The 18,975-nt window shown below is 42.4% G+C and carries 18 protein-coding genes; 8 read left to right on the top strand and 10 right to left on the bottom strand.

Features of this window, described 5'->3' with window-relative positions; all coding sequences use genetic code 11:
* Window positions 1-2: 2 nt before the first annotated feature.
* Window positions 3-1,811 carry a nickel-dependent hydrogenase large subunit gene (locus PHI74_06380; protein MDD5485634.1) on the top strand — a complete coding sequence of 603 codons (1,809 nt, stop codon included), beginning with the start codon at window positions 3-5 and terminating at the stop codon, window positions 1,809-1,811.
* A gap of 9 nt (window positions 1,812-1,820) precedes the next feature.
* Window positions 1,821-2,567: a cytochrome b/b6 domain-containing protein gene (locus tag PHI74_06375; GenBank protein MDD5485633.1), complete on the top strand. Its 747-nt coding sequence runs from the start codon at window positions 1,821-1,823 to the stop codon at window positions 2,565-2,567.
* Window positions 2,568-2,802: 235 nt separating this feature from the next.
* On the opposite strand, the gene PHI74_06370 is transcribed toward PHI74_06375, so the two are convergent.
* Together PHI74_06370 and PHI74_06365 are read right to left on the bottom strand one after the other, a co-directional pair.
* Window positions 2,803-3,135, bottom strand: a complete 333-nt coding sequence (locus PHI74_06370) for a tetratricopeptide repeat protein (protein MDD5485632.1) — start codon at window positions 3,133-3,135, stop codon at window positions 2,803-2,805.
* Window positions 3,136-3,186: 51 nt separating this feature from the next.
* Window positions 3,187-3,684: a hypothetical protein gene (locus tag PHI74_06365; protein MDD5485631.1), complete on the bottom strand. Its 498-nt coding sequence runs from the start codon at window positions 3,682-3,684 to the stop codon at window positions 3,187-3,189.
* 302 nt (window positions 3,685-3,986) lie between these two features.
* Here PHI74_06365 and PHI74_06360 point away from each other — a divergent pair, with 302 nt between their 5' ends.
* Together PHI74_06360 and PHI74_06355 are read left to right on the top strand one after the other, a co-directional pair.
* On the top strand, window positions 3,987-5,516 hold the full coding sequence (locus PHI74_06360) for a NosD domain-containing protein (protein ID MDD5485630.1): 1,530 nt from the start codon (window positions 3,987-3,989) through the stop codon (window positions 5,514-5,516).
* Between the two features lie 35 nt (window positions 5,517-5,551).
* Complete coding sequence (locus PHI74_06355; GenBank protein MDD5485629.1) at window positions 5,552-6,070, top strand: hypothetical protein; 519 nt, start codon at window positions 5,552-5,554, stop codon at window positions 6,068-6,070.
* A 57-nt stretch (window positions 6,071-6,127) separates the two neighbouring features.
* On the opposite strand, the gene PHI74_06350 is transcribed toward PHI74_06355, so the two are convergent.
* The 8 genes from PHI74_06350 to PHI74_06315 form a co-directional block, all read right to left on the bottom strand.
* A complete protein-coding gene (locus PHI74_06350; protein MDD5485628.1) occupies window positions 6,128-7,090 on the bottom strand; it encodes an FAD:protein FMN transferase in 963 nt (320 codons plus the stop codon).
* Entirely contained in the window at window positions 7,090-7,821 is a 732-nt protein-coding gene (locus PHI74_06345) for an RnfABCDGE type electron transport complex subunit B (GenBank protein MDD5485627.1), read from the bottom strand. Before PHI74_06345 ends, PHI74_06350 begins: the two co-directional genes overlap by 1 nt.
* Window positions 7,822-7,868: 47 nt before the next feature.
* Complete coding sequence (locus PHI74_06340; GenBank protein ID MDD5485626.1) at window positions 7,869-8,465, bottom strand: RnfABCDGE type electron transport complex subunit A; 597 nt, start codon at window positions 8,463-8,465, stop codon at window positions 7,869-7,871.
* Between the two features lies 1 nt (window position 8,466).
* Window positions 8,467-9,129 carry an electron transport complex subunit E gene (locus PHI74_06335; GenBank protein MDD5485625.1) on the bottom strand — a complete coding sequence of 221 codons (663 nt, stop codon included), beginning with the start codon at window positions 9,127-9,129 and terminating at the stop codon, window positions 8,467-8,469.
* 2 nt (window positions 9,130-9,131) lie between these two features.
* Window positions 9,132-9,833 carry an FMN-binding protein gene (locus PHI74_06330; protein MDD5485624.1) on the bottom strand — a complete coding sequence of 234 codons (702 nt, stop codon included), beginning with the start codon at window positions 9,831-9,833 and terminating at the stop codon, window positions 9,132-9,134.
* The gene (locus PHI74_06325; protein MDD5485623.1) at window positions 9,815-10,684 is read right to left on the bottom strand and encodes an RnfABCDGE type electron transport complex subunit D; all 870 of its coding nucleotides are present in this window, start codon (window positions 10,682-10,684) and stop codon (window positions 9,815-9,817) included. Before PHI74_06325 ends, PHI74_06330 begins: the two co-directional genes overlap by 19 nt.
* Complete coding sequence (locus PHI74_06320) at window positions 10,681-11,772, bottom strand: SLBB domain-containing protein (protein MDD5485622.1); 1,092 nt, start codon at window positions 11,770-11,772, stop codon at window positions 10,681-10,683. Before PHI74_06320 ends, PHI74_06325 begins: the two co-directional genes overlap by 4 nt.
* Before the next feature lie 190 nt (window positions 11,773-11,962).
* Entirely contained in the window at window positions 11,963-14,479 is a 2,517-nt protein-coding gene (locus PHI74_06315) for a pitrilysin family protein (GenBank protein ID MDD5485621.1), read from the bottom strand.
* Between the two features lie 970 nt (window positions 14,480-15,449).
* Here PHI74_06315 and PHI74_06310 point away from each other — a divergent pair.
* From PHI74_06310 to PHI74_06295, 4 genes are read left to right on the top strand one after another with little or no spacing between them, the layout of a single operon-like run.
* On the top strand, window positions 15,450-16,406 hold the full coding sequence (locus PHI74_06310; GenBank protein ID MDD5485620.1) for an ABC transporter substrate-binding protein: 957 nt from the start codon (window positions 15,450-15,452) through the stop codon (window positions 16,404-16,406).
* 4 nt (window positions 16,407-16,410) lie between these two features.
* On the top strand, window positions 16,411-17,124 hold the full coding sequence (locus PHI74_06305; protein MDD5485619.1) for a radical SAM protein: 714 nt from the start codon (window positions 16,411-16,413) through the stop codon (window positions 17,122-17,124).
* 1 nt (window position 17,125) lies between these two features.
* On the top strand, window positions 17,126-18,172 hold the full coding sequence (locus tag PHI74_06300; protein ID MDD5485618.1) for an iron chelate uptake ABC transporter family permease subunit: 1,047 nt from the start codon (window positions 17,126-17,128) through the stop codon (window positions 18,170-18,172).
* A 1-nt stretch (window position 18,173) separates the two neighbouring features.
* On the top strand, window positions 18,174-18,965 hold the full coding sequence (locus PHI74_06295) for an ABC transporter ATP-binding protein (GenBank protein MDD5485617.1): 792 nt from the start codon (window positions 18,174-18,176) through the stop codon (window positions 18,963-18,965).
* The last annotated feature ends 10 nt before the right edge of the window (window positions 18,966-18,975 follow it).

Below are 18,975 nucleotides of genomic sequence, written 5' to 3'. Positions count from 1 at the left end.
CGATGACCGTAGTAGTTGTAGATCCATTGACAAGGATTGAAGGGCACTTGAGACTAACAGCGGAAGTCAACGATGGTGTGATCACTAATGCACACAGCTCTGGGACAATGTACAGGGGGTTTGAACAGATTCTCAAGGGCAGGGATCCAAGGGATGCATCCAGAATAACCCAACGCATCTGTGGAGTGTGTCCGACCTGCCATTCGATAGCATCGGTCAATGCATTGGATGATGCCTTTGGCATAACCGGTTCCATACCAAAGGATGCGTTGGTCGTGAGAAACATCCTACAGGGTCTGAACGCCATAGCCAGTCATGCCACGCATATCTGGGTTCTTTGGTTGCCAGATTTGGCACATCCAACATATAAGATGATTCTGGAGACTGTCAATCTAAAGCCTGTATGGGACGAACTCGTGGGCAGATTTGCACCCATCAGTTACTCAATAGAGGGCAAGGCAGTTCCGCCAGGAAGCTCTTATCTGGCAGCCATCCCAGAGAAGAAAGCATTGCAGGAGGCAGAAGCCATTTTGGGAGGTAAGATGCCCCACCAGATGGCAACCATCGTTGGCGGAGTCACTTGCACACCAACCCTCGGAGACATAGGCAAAATCGCATCCTACTATGTACGGGTTATGGAGTTTGTCAACCATTATGCGTTAGGGCTGGATGCATTACTTGGCCTAACAGATCCGTTGGAGGTAGCAGATGCATGGCTTGAATTAACACATGATGTCAGCAAGGACAAGGCGGTATCAAACGTTTTGGACATATTGGGAAGTCTGCCTACCGATGATTTCTCCAGAGAGGCTGGATGGAGCGATGTTGCGCTATTCGCAGCCTTCGGCTCAGAACTCATAGGAGAGACCTTGTTAGGATTGCCAGCCAGCCTTAAGTTGGATACGATCGGCGGCTACCCAGTAGATCCAACGAAGATCGGTTTTTTGTCTTATGGTTGGTACTATGCCATCAAAGAGGGGTACGATCCAACCAGCACAAAGGGAGAGCGCTTCATCACATCTGGATTCACCAGCGGAGACCTCAAGTACGAGAATTTCAATCATCTAAATGTTACTGAGCATGTGGCACACTCATTCTATACGAGTGGTAATGATCTACACCCATGGAACGGAGAGACCGAGCCAGTTAAAAAAGCGGCAGACATTAAATATGATGATCCGACAGCAAAGTACAGCTGGCTCAAAGCACCGAGATATAAGGGAATACCCTGCGAGGTAGGACCTCTATCGAGGATGATCAATGCAAAAGAGCCTTTGGTCATGGGGCTGGCAGAAGCATTCCTGAAGAACGGCTACTCGCCGGCAAACGTCTACACGAGAATGCTTGCAAGAGCGCAGGAGATCATTATCCTGGCCAGAGAGCTCAAGAAATGGGTGCTAATTGATTTAGATCCAAACGGCAAATTCTACACGCACGCTGACCTCTCAATGGCTAAGGACAGCAAAGGCGCGGGTCTCTGGGAAGGCCCAAGAGGTGCATTGGGACACTGGATCGTGACAGATGGTGACTCGAGAATCAAGAGTTACCAACCAGTGGTTCCATCGACATGGAACCTGTCGCCCAGGGATGCCAACGGCAAACTGGGTCCGACGGAGCTGGGGCTGGTGGGCAGCAAGGTTGGACCTATTGGTAATGTGCTCAGCACACTGGGTGCAATACCGTTGTCCAAGGAGGTCGAGAACCCAACAGCCATATTTCACGTAGGCAGATCATATGATCCATGCCTCGCCTGTGCTGTGCACACGATTGACAAGAGGACCAACAAGAAATATGAGATCAGATTGCTCTAGTGAGGTAACATGGCTAAGAACATAGCAGAGAGATGGAACCTGCCCATGAGGACGATGCACTGGGTGCATATGGTCACAACTCTGATACTTATCGTTACAGGCTTCAGAATATATTTGGGCTGGGGCTTCCCTGCCACTTACACAGAGGCAAGGGCTTTACACATGGTTGCAGTTTGTGGATTTCTGGCCGCAAACGTCATCTTACTGCCCTATGGCATGATCTTGGAAGCTCTTGAGGGCATCAAACATTTTGGTATGAAGCAGGGAATCAAGCACTTCATAAAAGCGAACATGTTCGGCATGGAGGATGCACGGCGACTAAAGGCCATACTGCTCAACTTTTTTGGGAGACAAAAGGAGTATCCAGCACTCACAATCTATGATGAGAATAGGGGGGCCTATGTAAACAGAGCCCACCCGATCACGAAGATATTGATAGTGCTAGAGGCGATCGCAATCGTTCTCATCACGCTGACCGGCATCGTCATGTATAATGCCAATTGGAGTGTCTTGGGGCTCAACATAGGTGCAGCTATAATGGGCGTTGTCACATGGATTATACCATCTGGAATGGACGCAATGGCCTTCTGTAGAACGCTACATCTCGGCACGATGTACTACTTCATCGTCGACCTGTTCATACATGTTGGTATACTGCAGTTGGACACCAGAGTCGTACAGGCTTGGAAAGCAATGTTCTTCACCGGCAAAGAAGATCTCAGCAAATCTCCGCGTGCAAAAATCATAAAAAAATAGGGGCGCTTCTGCCCTTTTCTTTTTTTATTTTTTTAGACCTTTTTTTTATTTTTTATTACTTTATTCTACATTTACCTTTTATGTTTTGAATAATCACTACAACCATAATTTCAGCTAAAAACTTAAATAATGATTTAAATATATATTAAAATATAAAAGATAGAAAAATCCTGAAGGTTGGATCGAACCATTCCACCATCGGAATAAATTCCGAGGCATCCGATTGGCCTGCATCTCATTTCAGTTGACTTAAGCAAAGTTCTCTGTTTCGTTTTGCGAGTTCGAAATTAGGCTCTTTTTCTAGGACTTTGTCATAGCAAGAAATTGCTTCCTTGAAGTTGCTGGAGCCATATAAGACATTTCCTTTATCAAACCAATATTCAGCCGTTTTACTGTACAGGTAGGGTACTAACACAAACCGTATAATCAACCCAGGAAGAATAAAGAGGAATATAGCTCCCGTCGTTTCAGAAAAATTAGAGTGCCTCAGTCCCGAAAAAAATCCTATCACGCCGAAAATTATAAGCAGCGTGCTTGTAATATGTGCTATACTTCTTCCCAGTCCCATTCTATCACTTCATTGGACTTTTCTTCATTGCAATCATAGATGTAAAATGAATTACTCTATAACAAGACTGTTAAATAGCTCGTCGAAGATTTTTTTATTTCTATCATAATTCGAGGCTAATGAACAAGCTTTCATTTGATATATCCAAGGATATCTCTGAAATAAGAGATTATCACATTTTATTATTTCGTGACCTAAATTTAAGGTGAAACTAAATTTAAAAGCATCCAAATCTCCTAATCCCGTGATATTTACTTTTTCTTTGGGTGTTATATCTGAGATTCTACTATCTTTTAAATAATGCTGTATCGTATTATTGACAAACTCCTCCAGAAATCCGTATACATATTCTGTTAGTTCTATATTTATCCCAGTCTTTGGCTCTTCAAGAACTACTAAATAGTCCACACTACGCTGAAATAGTCCAATAATCGGAATAAATGATTTAATCTTTTCTTTCCATAGACTCTTCTCTAACCATTCTGCTGGATAGTCAAATCCGATGTTATGCACGGAAAAATGCTTTAATACTTGTTCTAACATTTTCATAATCCTCTTGCATCTTTATGCCCCAATCCTTTATATTGTTCTAATTTAGTAGGAATCATTATTTCTAATCCATCTCGACTATTATGAATTATCCATTTTTCATATTTTAACTTTCTCATCTGGGAATTCAATGAGAAGGTTGGGAAGTGGACTGTAGGGTTTGAGGAAACGGTGTAAAAAAGAGAATTGTACTGTAGAATTTTCGGTTTTTTAGGGAAATACTTATGGGGAAGACTTATATTACCTTTATATGAGACATCCACAATAAAGTCAAAAAAGGTAGCCTCTTAGGGGGTAGACCTATGAAAAATAAAATTACAAAGCTTTGTGCTTTGTTTATAATTTTTGCAGTTGGGTTCAGTTCACTTAACGGTATAGCTATCGCATCGAATAACCAAGTGAACCCAACGGGTGATGCCCCGGATGGGATGGTGAATAACACACCAAAAAACTTCACAATATCTTCATCATCTATAATCTACGTCCCTGATGATTATTCAACGATTCAAGCGGCTATTGATAATGCAAGTGATGGATATACGATAATCGTAAGGGACGGGACCTACATCGAAAACATAGATGTAAACAAGCGTTTAACCATAGAATCTGAGAATGGTTCTGATTATACACATGTTCAGGCTCAAAATCCAGGTTATGATGTTTTTGACGTAATGGCAGATTACGTAAACATAAGCGGGTTCACTTTAACAGGTGCTAATGGATTTATTAGAGCAGGCATATACCTCGATGAAGCGAATTACTGCAATATTTCGAGCAACAATGTCTCAAACAACGACTGCGGCATCTACTTAGATGGCAGTTACTTGTATCATTCCAGCGACAATATCATATCAAACAACAACGCCTCGAACAACTGGTATGGAATATATCTCTTGTATTCCAGCAACAACACCATCTCAAACAACACCGCCAACTCGAACAACTTCTATGGAATCTACCTCTACCGTTCCAACAGCAACACCATCTCAAACAACACCGCCAACTCGAACAACTATTACGATGGAATTCGCCTTTCCTATTCCAACAGCAACACCATCTCAAACAACACCGCCAACTTGAACAACTACTGTGGACTCGAACTCGTAGACTCCAGCAACAACAACACCATATCGAGCAACACATTCAACTCGAACAACGACTATGGAATCTGGCTCGCCGATTCCGGCAACAACACCATCTACAACAACTACCTTAACAACACGTACAATGCTTACAACTATGGAAGCAACATCAACATCTGGAACGTCAGTAAGACGGACGGAACAAACATAATTGGCGGACCCTATCTCGGAGGAAACTACTGGAGCGATTATACTGGCGAGGATTTGGATGGAGATGGGCTTGGGAATACATCTTACAACATTGGTGGCACAAACGATTATTTGCCACTTGTAGAACCAACTGCGACTTCTGTTTTTGACACAGGTACTGGCACTTATCCATCCATACCAGGCACATATAACGGAACAATAATCTCAAATCAAGATATTATAGTGCAAAAGATGTACACATATCCGTGTGCAGGAACCAGCGGACACGCAGAATCCGTTAAGATATGGAATTCGACATATACTACAACCGCAACTTGGGATGGATACGCAGGCGATTACCACAACATAACCTTTGGCGAATCTTTCATATTACGAGCGGGCGAAACCTACAATTACACCATAAAAACAGGCTCCTATCCGCAGATAATACATGCAACCAGTAAGGCAGTGACAGGCGGAACGATTACCTGCACAGAGTTCACCGATGCAAATGGTGTCACCTATAACGACTGGATTCCTGCGATTAGGCTATTTTGGTAAAATCAGATCGCTTAAAAAAACTAGAGGGATAAGATATGTCAAAAAGGAGAAGAGGCGAAATTGAGAGAGCTTTGGCCAAAAGGTTAAAAAAAGAGGGGGGCCGTATTAAAGAGAAGTACGAGGATGAACTTCCAAAGTCGAGAGGATATAGATTATATATAAGACAAAACGAGGAATCCGAACCGATCGCGATCGGAGATGTCGACGTGTGGTTAAAATCCACTAAAAACGAAGAGCTTGTCCTCATAGAGCTAGAGTGTGGCGGTCATCCGGCTCACAATACCGCAAAGATTCTTCATTATATCAAAAAAGGTATTGATTACAAGGACAAAGAGATCAAAAGAAATATTAAGGTTATCCAACTTTTCGACAAATCTAAACGCTCAGAATTGAAAAAAGTTTGTGATTTTATAGGAAAAAATTATATAAACGGGTATCATGAGGACTCAGAGATAGATGCTTATTATTTCTCTGATGAAGTAGAAATACCATTTTCTAATGTTGATAAGGCTTCAGACGAGATGTACCAAAAAGTAACAGAACTCTTACTATAATCCCAAAACCCGATCATCGACTTGGCTGTTAAGTTTTTACTTTCGAAACTACTAAGTTTAAGGAAAACCACTAGACCTAACCATCTTTCCTTCATTAGTGATTATCAACGCCTCTGAGCCGGACCTTTCAACCAAACGCATGCCCTCTTCTGCTCCCAGCACAAATACGGCAGTTGATAGCGCATCCGCATCAATTGTATTTTCAGCAAGGATGGTTACGCTCATCAATCCCCGAACAATAGAGCCAGTTCTTGGATCCACGATGTGAGGGGCGTCATTTAAACCTCTCTCATAATTTCCACTCGTTGCAACTGCCTTATCGCAGAGATCGATGGTGGCGATGGATGCTTTCTTATCCTGCGGATTGCGCAGGCCAACCCTCCATGGAGTTCCATTTAACTTATTTCCAAAGGTCCTTATATCCCCACCTGCGCTTACTAGCGCATGCTCTATGCCATTCTGCTTTAACGTTTCAATGGCCTTGTCCACAGCGTAGCCCTTCGCAATCCCGCCCAGCGTTATGCCCATGCCCTCTTTTTTGAGTCGGATCCTTCCACCATCGATGGTTATATTCTCAGGATCGAGCAACTCCAAGGTCTCCCCAAGCTTCGCCTCTGTCGGAATGCATTTTTCCCACAACTCTATAAGAGGCAATACGGCAACGTTAAATGCTCCGTTGCTCAACCCAGAATGATGATTCGCTCTCTCGATGACACATATGGTATCATCATCTGCATAATCGCAGTAGCCATTTTTGTTGAGAAGGCGTATATCACTGCCATCCTTGTAGATGCTCATAAGATCGTTGACCCTATACATTTCTTCAAAAGAGAGGTTCATCGCCTTCTTGGCCCAATCTACATCGGAATGTACCGCTGCAATCTTCACAGAGGTCCCCATGATATTGCGCGTACTCTCTATGACGTAGGCTCTTTTAGAACTCAGCCAGCTGCCAGTCAGGAGAGCCAATGAAAAAGCTGCGCAGCCTTTTATAAACTTCCGCCTATTTACCATTCTCATCACCCTACCATTCTAATCGCATTTCTCGGACATTTTTCCACGCAGATACCACAACCGGTGCACTTCTCCTGGTCGATTAGGGCCAGATTATCCTTAAGCGTTATCGCGTCAGAAGGGCATGCCTTCACACAGATACCACAGCCTATACAGCCGAATTTGCAGATCTCTTTTACATACTTGCCTTTATCTTTCGAAAAGCATAGCACTCGAAACTTCTCGCTGATTTTTCTCAGTGTCAAAATACCCTTTGGACATATACTCACGCATACACCGCAACCCTTGCATTTATTTTCATCTATTACGGGCAGCCGATTTTCACCGATGGTAATCGCACCAAAGGGACACGCCCTCACACAGCTGCCATGCCCTATGCAGCCGTAGGAGCAGGCCTTTTCCCCATCTGCGATCAGCATAGCTGCTTTGCAATCCTCCACTCCATCGTACTCGAATCTGCTAAGGCAGTTTACCCCACCATTGCATAGAACAACTGCAACCTCTTTTTCCTTTTCTTCCACGCAAACGCCTACACACTCTCCAATATTTTTTACGCAACTAAAGCTAGCCGAGGTACAAACGTCTGGGGGGAGTTCGCCTTTAGCGATACGCTCTGCACAGGCCGCACAGCCTGCACATCCACATGCACCACAATTGGCACCTGGCAGGAGCGCTAGTATTGCCTCCACTTTCGGGTCTGCTTCAACATGGAACTTTTTCGAAGCCCATACCAGCATTATGCTGCATCCAAGCCCTACGGTGCCTAGAACCGCTATCGCCGCGCCTAGAATTGTATCACCCCGAAGTAGTTCACAAAGATCAAGGATAGCAGCGCAGCAACTATAAATGCGCCAGTAAACCCTCCAAACATATCAACGCCCCTTTGCAATAATTTCTCCCTTATTCCTGCTGCAAGGAGCATGACCAAGCCATATCCTAATCCAGCACTGATGCCATATACGGTGCTCCCCACATAGGAATAATTTTGTTGAGCGTTCAGCAGAACCACACCAAGCACAGCACAGTTAGTCGTTATCAAGGGCAGGTATATCCCCAGCGATCTGTATAAAGCTGGTTGATGTTTGCGAATGATAAATTCTACCAACTGAACAAATGCTGCGATGACCAAGATGAAGCAGATTGTCTGTAGAAACTCCAAGCCGGAAGGTACCAAGATGAAATGGAAGATGGGCCAGGTAATGATAGACGCCATCCCCGTGACAAATGTTACGGCCATCGACATGCCTATCGAGCTACTCATGTCCTTGGTCAACCCTAGGAAAGAGCACAGTCCTAAAAACATAACCAACAGGAAGTTCTTAGTAAAAATCCCAGCTATCAACAGCTCAAGTAAGTTTTCTGTTGGAAGAAATGTAGGCATCTTACCTCCTCCTCTCACTCATCTTTTTTCCCGCGAACTGGAACAGAAACATGAGCGAACCTATGGTAAAAAACGCTCCTGGAGGCAATACCATAACTGTGGCAGGCTCAATAGGTATGTGTAATGTAGCCAGCTCCAGGAAGCCAATTTGCCCGTTCTCCAACAGCCATAGCATGACAAAGGTGATCTTTCCAGTCCCTAGCAGCTCTCTGATGCCCCCAATCAACATCAGCACCAAGATATAACCAACTGATATCCCCAATGCATCCACTATCGATGGTAGAACAGGATTTTTACTGGCATATGCCTCTGCCCTTCCGATGACGATGCAATTCACTACAATCAACGGTACAAATATGCCCAGCGCTTCATACAAAGGCGGCAGATAGGCTTGTAGGACTATGTCTATTATCGTGACAAAGGTAGCGATGATCACAATAAAAATGGGCAATCGTACAATGGGAGGGGTCTGATTCCTTAGCAAGGATATGAACAAGTTGGACCCCAGCAGAACGAAAGTGAAAGCCAATCCCATCCCCAACCCGTTCTCAAAGGAGGTAGTAACCGCTAGAGTTGGACATATGCCCAGCACCAAACAAAAGACAGCGTTATTTTTTATTATGCCCTTTGTAAATTCGCTTAATAGGCTTGGTTTCCCATTCAATGTTATGCGACCTCCGCCTGGATTTCTCCTATTTTAGTTCTCATGGCGTCCACTACCGCCGTAGAGGATATGGTGGCACCGGTAATGGCATCAATTTTACCTTCGGGTGATAGATGTAAATCCGCCACCGACAAACCAAGGAATTGGTCTCGGAACGCTGTTTCTTTTATCTTTGCACCCAAACCAGGCGTCTCAGAGCTTCTCACCACCGTTATTGCAGTGACTTTATAGTCCAAGTCTATGGCGCCAGCTAGCAGTATGGGCCCTTGAGATCCCTCCTTCGACACGAAAAAAGCGTAACCCACCAAATTTCCCGCATCATCGTAGGCTTCATAATAGACTGGTTCCTCCTCTCCACCCACTGGCGTAAACGCCGCTGCATCCGGCATAACCCGAGGCAATACCATCTCTAAATTGGCCGCCATGTATGCTTGAGTGGTCTCATAGGTCGTGGATAGGGCACCTGCAGCCACCATTGCTATAAGAGTTAGCCTTGTTACAGTTCCTATGGCATTCACGATGGGCTCTCCTTTATGTTCTTTGTATATAATATAAGAAAACGGTAATATTTCAAGGATTAGCACAACCAGTCCAACACCCAAGATCGTTGTTACCGTGACCATAGGAAGAACTAAGATGAGAATAAACAAGGCTCCGATTATTCCAAGCATTAACGCCACATATTTTAACTCTTCTTTAACCATGACAGATACCTCCTTGAAGGATTTGGCGCAGTATACTTATCTATCAAAGCAGTGAAACAATTCATAAGTAAGATCGAATAGCAAATGCCTTCAAAATAACTACCAAATTGCCCATATATTATGATCAATGCCCCACAGCCTGCGCCGAAAATAAATCGTCCGATCTTAGTCACTGGCGTCGTCGAATGGTCGGTGGCAAGGAAAAAAACACCCAATATGAGAACACCAGTGAAGATCGATGAGAGATCTATACGAAGCAATAATGCAGACAATGCCACAATCGCAATAAAGCTCAAAGGAATTCTCCAGTCGATATACCTCTTATATAACAGATAGAGAGCCCCAATCATAGCAAGTGGCGAGGCGTCTGCCAGCCTAGTGGCACCATACTCCAGGATATAAGGTAGGGATACACCAAATCGTGGAGTAGATGCAGGAGTCATCAGCGCTGGCCAGGATATCATCAAAAAAGCCACCCCCACCAAGGATGGATTAAATATGGTGTGCCCCAACCCTCCGAAGGCATGCTTGCCAAATACCATGGCGATTATCACTCCAACAATGGGTATCCAAAGCGGGATATTTGGCGGAAGTAGCAATGCCAGCAATAAACCAATGAGCACCGCATTACCGTCTTTGATGGTTATCCTTTTATCCGACATTTTCTGAAGGATCGCCTCAGTCAGAGCTGCGGTGAGCACACATATCAAGGCGATATATAGGGCGGATAATCCAAAGACGTATAATGCTATAAGGGTTACCGGAAGTAATGCTATGACCATGCCCCACATGATTCTTTCTATGCTTACGTCATCTTTGATGTGTGGTGGCGCTGAGACGATGAGTTTCATCCTTTTTTCTCCACCTCTGATTTAGCATATTTTATCAACTGCACGATGGGTATCTTCGAAGGGCATACATAAGCGCAAGAGCCGCATTCTACGCAATCCTTCACCCTATAGGTCACACAGACGTCAAATCTGGCATTGTCTGCAGAAATTGCCAGCACATTGGGTAAGAGGTCTTTGGGACATACATCAACACACCTAGCACAGTCAATACAAGGTCGTATTTCCCCTATAGCGCCATCATACTGAACAAACATCCCATATGTGCCCTTGGTTACTGGCACTTCATCCGTATATTGAGCTGTGCCGGACATTGGACCATTGATGATGATCTTCTTTGGTTCACCATTATATCCGCCGCAAGTTTCAATTAGGCTTTTAAGAGGGGTGCCTATTCTTGCCAATACGTTTTGGGATTCCTTTGCGCCTGTTACCGTAACCACAGTCTCAATGAAAGGCTTGCCTAGAGATACTGCATCATACACCGCTTTTGAAATTCCGATATTGCTAACCATTGCCTTTGAACCCTTGGCGATCGCATTTTTCATCAGGTTCTCTGTACATTGCACATAAGTGGTTTTTGACGGGATAATTTCTATGTCCTTCGTAGCTGCTTTCATGACATTTATGGCATCGGAATCACCATCGCAGACTACAATGACGCCGCGGGATGCGCCCGTAGCCTTCATCAGAATTTTTAGCCCGCCCAGTATCTCATCTGGATACTCTAACATTAGGGCATGATTTGCGGTCACATATGGCTTTTCGTCTGTACCATTCAAGATGACGATTTCTGACGGGGTTAATTCGATAGGTACTCCCGCCTCCTTTAGGATTTGTTTGATCTCCTCAGGGGAAGGATTCTCCTTCGGTTGAAATTCGATTGAAACATCCTCGCTGGTTTTGATAGCTATGCTCAGGACGTTTTTATTAGGCAGTTTGGAGATTTCAACCACTTCTCCAGAAACACTGGAATGCTCGCTTTCGCCTATCTTCTGACCAACATTCACCTTGTCGCCAATAGCTATCAGAGGCTCACTCACAGGAATTACCACTCTTTCAGGCACCTTCATGACCGCTATTTGCTTCATTTGTCGCCTCTCGCATAAATCTCATTTAGAACTTTTTTTATCCCATCCGATCCTTCAAAGCAGGATTTGAGCCAAACGCCGAATGCATAAAGCCAGATACGGTCTTTTCTACGCCCCAGACCAATTTTTTGCAGTATAATTTTTATTTTAAAGATCCCCCTAATTTTTAATCCTTACCCCTTTTTATCCCCTATTTTTTACCGTGTATAACTGCTAATGTGAGTTCTTCATACTTGATAAATTTTTTGATGATATCATACAATTGCAATTCAGATATATCTCTAAGTTTATTCGGATATTTACAGATTTCGTCTGCGTCAAACCCATAACTTTCATGGATTGCGTACCTTAATGCAGCATATGCAAATCTTTGCGTGGATTTTAAATGCTCCGTTATACACATGGATTTGGCTCTGTTAAACTCCTCGGTTTCGAATCCCCCCATAAAATTTTCGAGTTCGGTAACAATTTCCGATTTGGCAATATTCTCTTGATCGAGTTTTGTGCCAACATATACGCAAAAGACGCCGGTATCTGAGAACCTCCTATCATATGGATACACCGCATATGCCAGACTTTTTTCATCACGAAGTTGCTTGAATAATCTCCCGGACATGCCACCCAGAATCTCTAAAATAATGTCAAATTCAGGTGCATTATATCCATAGGGGGGCATTCCAACTCCTAGAATCAAATGTGATTGCTCTCTCTCACGGAAAGCTTCACCAAAAGTTCCACGAGCAGAATAATCAAACTTAGGTATAACTGGCAATGTATTTTTTTCGAGCTGTCCAAGATATTTACTTGCTACGGCAAATGCATCCTTCTCAGTCACATCTCCAACCAAGGAAATAAGGATATTGCCGCCAGTTATAAATTTTTTGTGCCAAGCCTTAAGGTCCGCTTGCGTAATTCGCCCTATCGTGTCTTTGTCACCGTGCTGACACAGCCCATAGGGGTGATCCCTGAAATATACGCGCTCAAAAAATATCCTACTAAAAGACATCACATGGTCTTCAGTTATATGTAAATCTGTGATTAAATTTTCTTTTTGCTTTTCAACCTCGTTCTCAGGAAAGACCGGATTTACAATGCAATCAAGTATGAGGTTCATGCTGGGTATGAGGTATTGCGGAAGCATCTCCAACCAAAGAAAACAATATTCCTTCTCGCACTGTTTATGGATATAAGTTCCCATATGGTCTAATTTATTTGCAATGTCATCGGATGTAAGTGATTTCGTCCCACTCAAAAGTGTTTCAAGCATCAATGCTGAAATACCGTTATTTTCGATGTTCTCATAAGCTGAGCCGCATCTAAAAAGAATAACAGCTCCAATTTTTGGAATGGAATGCCTGCTCTCTAAAATTAGCTTGTAGTTACCCATATCTCTCACTAGCGGGTCAGATTTTTGTAAAGCCAAAAATTTCTGTTTTATATGATTTTTACCTATCGTCGGCTTCGCAGATTTTGGCAATAACTCAGATACGGACAAATTTCTTGGAGTAAAATATTTCATCAAAATTTCTTGAATGTCTTCTACAGCGATCTTTTGAACCCTATCTGCATAATCTTCGATAAACTTGTAATTCCCATAACAGTTGTATTCACCCAACTTCATCCCGTAGTTTGAGATATCCTCAATCTCAGAAACGAATTCACGCAATAGATGATTCTTCGACTTTTCTAAATCTCTTTGCTTAATCCCATTCTGTTTCAGACTCTCTATTTCTTCAATGGCAGATGTTAACACATCGCTAGGTGACTTGGATGTGGGCTGAGTGCCATAAAAAGAAAGAAGCCCCGCCTCCTTTACAGAAAATAGATCTGATTCTAAAGAGCTCACCAGTCTTCTTTTGTTCTTTAAGGAATTCACCAAAATGGAGCTTTCACCACAATCAACAAGCAAATACCTCAATACCTCTAATCCAATGGTATCAGGATGCAAAAACTCAGGAATTTTGATCCCAAATGCCACGAAATTTTCGTTGATTTCCATGTTAGAGGAAGCGAAGGCCAAATCCTGCTGAACAGGTTCAGTAGGTGAGATACTTGTCTTAACTTCGCCTTTTTGCCAACTTCCGTAAATTTTTTCGATGGTACCTCTTACCTCATCTGCTTTTATATCGCCACAAATGATGAGGGCGCCATTATTTGGTTTATAGTAGTTCGAGTAATGCTCTACAATGCCATTTCTGTCAATTTTTTCTAGGACTTCTTTAAACCCTATGACAGGTCGGCCATGTCGATGCCGCCTGAATGCAGCAGCATGAAGGTTTTCAACGACTTTATTGGTTGGCATATCATTGTATAGCCGGATTTCCTCAAGCACTACTTGACGCTCACGTTCAATCTCTTCCTGTGGGAAAATCGGATTAGTTAGCTGGTCAAACTGTATCTCAAGCGCTTTTGAAAAGTTCTCAGAAGGCACTAATACATAATATGCGGTGAACCAATAATCGGTAAATGCATTGAAGACGCCCCCTAGGGATTCGATTTCTTCAGCAAGCTGACCCTTGCTTCTTTTCTCCGTGCCTTTGAAAAGCAGGTGTTCAATAAAATGTGATATGCCTGCCATATCATCTGTCTCATTGACAGAGCCTACATTCATCCACGGCAATATGAGAACAAGATCGCGATTAGGAATTTCCTTGATTAACACCTTGAGTCCATTATTTAATGTGTAACTGATGATCGAATTGGACATGCATCATCCTTCTTTTTTAATTCATTGTGTAAGTTCCTATAACGTTTTGGTAGATATATGAAGTTGACGAAGGAGATTTGGACGAGCGATATCGAAGCTAGATTGTTTTCAATCTGAATGAATGGATGGTGAAGCAATAGAGAAGTTGTGAGTCATACAAATAAATCCTAGATATTACCCTAAAGAACATGTTTAGCTTTGGGTATCTTTTGCTTGTTCCATTTTAGTTCTAGTTTTTGGACCCCTATTACTTTTGTTTTTAGTTATATATAATCACTTTAAACCGAAGAACAGCAAGAAGAAAACAAAGCTTTTCAAATACAAAACAATAAAGCCTTAGACGGAAAGATAGCTGAGCGAGATTGCAACAGGGTAAGAAGTACCAAAGGTGCAACGTAGAGTCACGGATAGGAAGTGGCTTCTAGAAGACCGTCGTTTGATGGGGGCGTTTTATATATCTTTCTCGTTGGTGTAGGTTTTTGCTAGGTATGTCCTATTAATAGAGCTTCAAAATGAAGTTGTGGTTATTATCAATCCGCCGTGTTTCACTCCTTTTATCGCTTTTATGTTGTCCGCGAATCTTCTCACATTTTTGGCTTGCCCCCGAACAACAATTACTTCAAGACAGGTATGTTCATCAATGTGAATATGGGTCGTTAATGAGATCTCAGAGTGATGATGTTGGAGGTGCATCAATCGATTAGTAACATCTACTATGTCATGGTCTTAAATGATTGTAAGTGTCCCAATAGCATCGCCTTTCTCAGTTTCAATTTCGCCCCTATAAGCGATTTTTTTTACTTATTCAGTAGTTCGGACCCGAATGACACTCCTGCTTTTTCTACATTCATAATAGCACGTTCATAGGGTAGTCATGCTACTAATAATGTAATAATTGCTACCAAAAATGTTTTATACTCATATATATATCATCATAAGTAATACGAAAATAAAAAAAGTTGCTACAGGTATGAAAATGTCAACAACGAAAAATAAACAAGTTGGGGCATGGATAGCCATAATCGTGCTCATAGGTGCTGCTTTTGGTAGTGGATATGCATTGGCCAATATGTCAACGGAGGGGGGAGCAACGGCGACAATAGGCAGTATAACAGTAATCGATGGTGAGGGCAGAACCGTTACTTTAACAACGACACCGAATCGCATAATTGTACTGACGCCAGGATATGCAGAAACCTTATATGCCATCGGTTGCGGTGATAATATCATAGCTGTTGACAATTCGACTGCTCAAAAGGGATGGCCTTTAGAAGTACGTAACAAGACAACCGTTGGAACAGCATCAGCCCCTAGTCTAGAAAAGATAATCGATTTGGACCCGGATCTCATAATCGCGTATCCATATTCTAGGAACGCTCTTTCGAGTTTAGAATCAAATGTTCCGATTTATTATGTTGCATATGAAACGTCATATGAAGATGTCCTAGGAGGTATTCTTGTAGCTGGACTCCTCACTAATCGATCCTCTGAGGCTAAAAGCGTTGTATCAACCATGCAATCCAAAATAGATGCCATTACCAGCTTAACAAAGGACATCAATAAAACGGCGCGTCCTCTTGTGTACTATGAAACCTCCTCTGTACCTGGAAGATGTGCCGGTCCAAATACACTCGGTAACGATTTAATTTACAAAGCGGGTGGAATCAATATTGCCGCTGATGAACCGGTAGCATACCCCACACTAAGCAATGAATACATCATTGAAAGGAGCCCAGATATTATCTTGATTACATGGTATGGCCAGTCAATAGATGATGTTAAAGCGAGAAGCGGATGGAACTCCATAGATGCTGTAAAGAATAGCAGGGTCTACAAGCTGAGCGACATAAGTGGTGTAGGGCCCAATGCGTGGATGGCACTGGAGGAAGTTGCAAAATGGTTGCATCCAGAATTATTTGAGAGTTGATCATATGCCTTTGGTATCTGTAACTTATTGCCAGCAGTATAAACGTGCAAATGTCCACACTTATGGATGCAATTTCAAATGTAAAGGTTGTTCCTACAAATTGAATGAAGAAAGGTCACAAACCAAGACACTAACCTTAGAACAGGTAAAGAACGCGTTGAGGTCATTGAAAATTAAACGAGTACATTTTGTTGGCGGAGAACCTACTTTATGTCAAGATATCGGTCCGATTGCAAAATTCTGCCATGAAGAATTGTGCGTAAGAACTAAGATAGGTCACTCAATGGGTTGGAATATGCCACCAAATGATATTGATGAGATGAATATTACCATAAAAGCATACTCGGAGAGAATTCATAAAGAATATACGGGAGCACCAAATAAGAGGGTGCTAACTAATTTTAGAAAGATTTACGATCAAGGAATAACTTTGAGCGCAAGCACGGTATTTATACCAAGTCTTATTGATTTAGGAGAGCTAGAAGATATAGCCATATTCATAGCAGATGTGGACCCGCTGATACCACTCCACATAACGGGTTACATTCCAGTTCCGGGAACACCGTGGCGTTCTCCGAATCCGAACGAAATGGCGAAAGCAAAACAAATTGCAAAGCAGCATTTAGAGGAAGTTACCACCTCTTACCATCAATCGGCAGATGATTATACTAGGATGATAAAAGAGGATTCAAGATACCAAAGCATAAGAGTTGCATAGAATGGAAAAGAGCGATGTCGATGTTATACACTCTAAAAAACACCTCCGTTGGTCGTTAACAATCCTCTGCTTAGTGATTGGGGTTATTTTAACAGTCCTTATCGCTCTTATAATCGGCCCTATAAATATCCCGATGACTACCGTGTTCAAGATATTGCTTCACTTCCCCCCATCTTGGCCAGATAGTTATAGAGTAATTATAATGGATGTACGGTTGCCCAGAATTTTGCTAGGGGCGTTGGTTGGCTCAGCTCTCGCAGTTGCCGGTTGCGCAATGCAGGGTCTATTTAAAAATCCTATGGCTTCGCCTTATATATTGGGCATATCGTCAGGAGCAGCTTTTGGTGCATCATTGGCTATCGTTTTGGGTAGTAGTCTAGGGAGGGGGATTTTTACAATCCCTGTCATGGCCTTTATCTTTGCCATTGTAACCATATTTTTAGTTTATAATATCGCAAAGTCGAGAGGAAGAGCACCAATAGAAACTTTATTACTTGCAGGGATTGCAGTAGGTGCATTTTTTACAGCTCAGGTATCCCTTATGAAATATATTGCTGGTGAAGAACTTCGTAGCATAGTGTTTTGGCTGATGGGGGGATTTTGGGCGAGTAGTTGGGATAAAGCAGCTGTAGCCTTCCCGTCAATCATTCTAGGGGTTGCCATTATGATGTTGTTTGGTCGTGATTTAAATGTAATGCTTATGGGCGAGGACCACGCTGTAGATTTAGGTATAAATGTGGAATATGTTAAAAAGATTATTTTGATTTTTTCATCTTTGGTAACTGCTGCAGCAGTATCAGTGAGTGGCATCATCGGGTTCGTAGGTCTCATAATACCTCACATTATGAGACTTATTGTAGGGCCAGATCACCGTATTTTACTTCCCTCTTCGTGTTTAGTGGGGGCAATGTTCTTAATAGGGACAGACACGTTAGCACGAACGATTATTCAACCAACTGAGATCCCTGTAGGGATAATTACTGCTTCCTTTGGAGCACCTTTCTTTCTATATCTGTTGAGGCAGAGGAAGAGAGTAACGGGGTGGTGATATGAAGCTCGATATAAAGGGTATTAGTTTCTCTTACGACAGTGTCAAGGCGTTGGATAACATTACGTTTGAAGTAAATGAAGGGGAGATTTTGGGTGTAACTGGACCTAATGGCTCGGGAAAGACAACACTACTCAGATGCATAAATAGGGTATTAAAGCCTAAAATAGGCACCATTTTCTTAGATAAAGAGGATATATTGGAATTAGATAGAAAAGAGATTGCCAAGAATATTGGTGTTGTCCCACAGAACGCCACGATACATTTTCCATTTACTGTTTTTGATATAGTTTTAATGGGCAGAACGCCTCATTTAGGCAGATTAGATCGGGAAACATCGAAAGACTTGGAGGTAGCAAAAAACGCCATGAGAATAACCAATACTCAGCATTTAGCTGATAGGCTGATAGATGAAGTTAGTGGGGGTGAAAAACAGCGCATAATCATTGCAAGGGCATTAACACAGGAACCGAAAATATTGTTGTTAGATGAGCCAACATTACATTTAGATATAAACCACCAATTAGAAGTTTTAGAGTTGATTAAAAGGTTGGCCAGAAAGAACAGGTTGATAGTTGTTTTGGTCTCTCATGACCTCAATTTGGCAAATCGATATTGTGATAGACTTATGCTTATTAACTCAAGTAAAATACATGCGATAGGCAAACCTCAAGAGGTTCTTACGAGAGAAAATATTGAAGATGTTTATAATATTGAGGTAGAATACAACTATAACAAAAGATCAAAATCCTTCAATATTATCCCAATTTCTACGATAGATAGCAAATTATAGGTGTTCAGAA

The organism is Methanocellales archaeon (assembly GCA_028715985.1).
Lineage (GTDB): Archaea > Halobacteriota > UBA148 > UBA148 > UBA148 > UBA148.
The sequence above is the reverse complement of the archived record's forward strand: the minus strand, read 5'-3'. Positions and strand labels throughout refer to the sequence as shown.